Source organism: Microcella sp. (assembly GCF_030645145.1).
In the GTDB taxonomy this organism is placed as follows: Bacteria; Actinomycetota; Actinomycetes; order Actinomycetales; family Microbacteriaceae; genus Microcella.
Genome location: NZ_JAUSMI010000049.1, coordinates 1 through 3026, shown reverse-complemented (window position 1 = coordinate 3026; position 3026 = coordinate 1). Strand labels below are relative to the sequence as shown.

Here is a 3026-nt window from a genome sequence, read left to right as displayed (position 1 = left end):
CGGACGCCGCCGCGGCCTCCGCCGAGCTCGCGCGCCTCCGCCCGGCCGCCGCCCCCGCCGCCGCCGCCGTGGAGCGGACCAGCGCAAGCTTCTCCCCCGTGGCGCGAACCGGCACCTCGGCACCACTCGCCGACCGACGCCGCACCGGATCCGGCCTCGCACCGTCCGTCGACGCGCACGAGACGAGCCCCGACGACCCCGACGACCTCGACCTCCCGCCCACCCTCGGCGAGCGCCTCAGCGCCGCCACGACGGCCCTCGCACTCCGCGCGGTCCGTCGCCTCCGCGCCCTCACCCGTCGCGACCTCCGCCGCGCCGGCGTCGTCGCTCTGACTCTCGGCGTCGCCGCGACCGCCGCGGGCGTCGTCCATGCCGCCCTCATCGCTCCCCCGCCCGCCTACGCGATCTTCGACTCCGGCGAGCAGGCGGCCGAGAACGAGGGCGTCCCGACCGGCATCGTGACGATCGACCAGACGTTCCGCGAGCGGGGCACGCTCCTCCTCAGCGGCCCGCACGTCTTCGGCGAGCGCGACGACCCGGTGCGGCTTGCCGTCTACCGCGAGTGGGTGAGCGACGCGCTCACGGACGTGTGCGCCGCGGTCGTCGTCGAGAACGCCTGGCCGATGCACGCGACGTGCGTGTCGGAGCAGACCTTCCGCACCGAGGGAGTCGCCGGGACGTTCGAGCGCGACGGCTACCGGCTCGACTACGCGTGGTCGCCCGACGGCTCCCACTCGCTCGCCGACTCGACCGAGGGTGTCGAGACGCTCGACGAGATCCGCGCCCTCGGGATCCCGGCCCTCGAAGCGCTCGAGGAGGTCGCAGAGGATGTCCCGCTCGCCCAGTCCCTCTTCCTCGACCCCGGCGGCGTGATCGCCGGCCCCCTCGTGCTCGGCGAGATCGACGGGTGGGTCTTCGCCGGCGCCCTCGTCCGCAGCGAGGACGCGGTGTGGCAGCCCGGCGATGAGCGCCCGCAGTTCTGCCTGCTCGCCGCGAACGGGCAGGGCAGCACGCGCAACTGCGCTCGCGCCGAGCTCTTCCTCGAGGACGGCATCGAGCTCCAGGTGAGCGACGGCCTCGTGGCCAGCTGGGATGCCTCCGGCACGCTCGACGCGGGCCTCCCGTGAGCGGCGACGACGCCCTCGATCGCGCCCGCGCGCTCTACGGGCGCCCCGACCCGGACCGACCCCTCCCCGAGCCCACGGCGGATGCCCGCCCCGCCGACCCGACACCCGTCTCGCAGGCCGCGTCGCCGCCGGCGATCGCGTCCGAGGTCTCGCCGCGCTCCGAGCACCAGCCGCAGCACCAGCCGCAGGCCGAAGCGCAGCCCGCCCTCGACGAGGACCCCGTGCCGGAGCGCGAACCGCGCCGCACCGTGCGCCGCGGCCGGCAAGTCGCCGCCGCCACGGGCATCCTCGTTCTCGGTGCGGCGCTCACGGCCGTCGCCCTCGTGACGGAGCCCCAGCCGTCGCTCGCGGTCTTCGAACGGGAGCCCACCGAGGCCGAGCGCGAGAAGCTCGCCGAGCTCGCGCGCGTCGAGTACTTCGGCGTCGACACCGACCTCTCGCCGCGCCTGCTGCTCGAGGCGCCCGGGCGCGACGCGTCGGAGCCGCAGCGGGTGTGGGCGATCCGGCTCGACGGCGGGCAGCTCGGCACGCCCGACGGCGAGGACTTCGTGTGCCTGCTCCTCGAGTCGTTCACCTCCGGCCCCGGCGACTACGGCGGGTGCATGCTCGAAGCCGACGCCGCGCGCCGCGGATTCGTGCCGCTCGATCAGCCGCGGCCGTCGATCATGGTCGAGGGCGAGCTCCAGGTGATCCAGTGGGGCCCGACCGGCGATGCGCGGCTCATCGACCCGCCGACGCTGCCGGGCGATGGCCCGTCGGATGCGCCCTCCGACGGGCCGGGAGAGGCGGACGGGTGAGCGAGCAGGGCGAGCTCGACGCGGAACGGCGTCGAGAGCTCGAACGACGCGCCTTCGCGCGACCCCGAGACGAGGCGTCGGTCGCCGATGCCGCCGCCGCGGCCGCCGAGCTCGCGGCCCTCACGCCCGCCGCCCCTCCGCCGCCCCTCATTCGGTCCGCTGACGCCAGCGGACTCCGTCAGGAGGATGACGAGCTCGACGACGACCGCTCCTGGCTCGCGACCGCGGGGGCCGCCGTGCTCGCGCGACTGCGCGGCTCGAGCCGGACGGAGCGGCGGGATGCCGCGATCGGGGCGATCGCGCTCCTGGTGCTCACGGGCATCCTCGTCGCGGCGCACGCGGCCCTCACCGCGCCGCCGCCCGCCTTCGCGATCTTCGACGGCGAGCAGCCGGCCCAGCGCGACGCGACGGGCCAGTGGGATCTCGCCGACGCGACCGTGCTCACGCAGCTCGAGGGCCGCGGCATCGACGTCGTCTCGGGCCCCGTCGTCTTCGGCGAGCCCTCGCGCGACCCGCGGCTCATCGTCTACCGGCAGTGGGTGAGCGACTCGATCGTCGAGGTGTGCGGCGGGGTCGTGATCGACGGCGCGTTCCTCACGGGCGAGACGTGCACGAGCGAGCGGTCCTTCCGAAGCGCGGGGCTCGAGGGCGTGTACGACGACGGGGCGTTCTCGGTGGAGTTCGCGTGGTCGCCCAAGGGCGCGCCGAGCCTCGAGGTCGTGCAGAACGGCGCCGTCACGCTCGACGAGGTTCGGGCGCTCGGGATCCCCGCACTCGCGGCGCTCGAGGCGAACCCGACGCCCGCCGACGAGCTCATCTGGAACTACACGCCCGACACGATCGCCGGCCCGCTCCTGCTCGCCGAGATCGACGGTGTGCAGTACGTCGGGCTGCTCGCGGGCGATGACGACTCGATCGGGCGGCTCGGCGACGCGCCGACGTTCTGCCTGTGGATCGCCGATCGCGAGAGCAACGGCGGCGGCTGCGCACCCGTCGAGAGCTTCGCGGACGAGGGGATCGAGATCTCCATCGACGGGGTCACGGCGCGCTGGCTGCCGAGCGGCGAGCTCGTGCGGGGCGAGCCGTGATCGGCGCCGCGGCC

The 3026-nt window shown here is 75.3% G+C and carries 3 protein-coding genes; all 3 read left to right on the top strand.

Translation table 11 applies throughout. From position 1 onward, the window contains the following. Positions 1 to 1127, top strand: a 1127-nt coding sequence (locus tag Q7T15_RS02765) for a hypothetical protein (protein ID WP_304693050.1), incomplete at its 5' end; no start/stop codon positions are given. Further along, positions 1124 to 1924 carry a hypothetical protein gene (locus Q7T15_RS02760; protein WP_304693048.1) on the top strand — a complete coding sequence of 267 codons (801 nt, stop codon included), beginning with the start codon at positions 1124 to 1126 and terminating at the stop codon, positions 1922 to 1924. The genes Q7T15_RS02765 and Q7T15_RS02760, both read left to right, overlap by 4 nt. Beyond that, complete coding sequence (locus Q7T15_RS02755; RefSeq protein WP_304693046.1) at positions 1921 to 3012, top strand: hypothetical protein; 1092 nt, start codon at positions 1921 to 1923, stop codon at positions 3010 to 3012. Before Q7T15_RS02760 ends, Q7T15_RS02755 begins: the two co-directional genes overlap by 4 nt. Positions 3013 to 3026 lie beyond the last annotated feature (14 nt).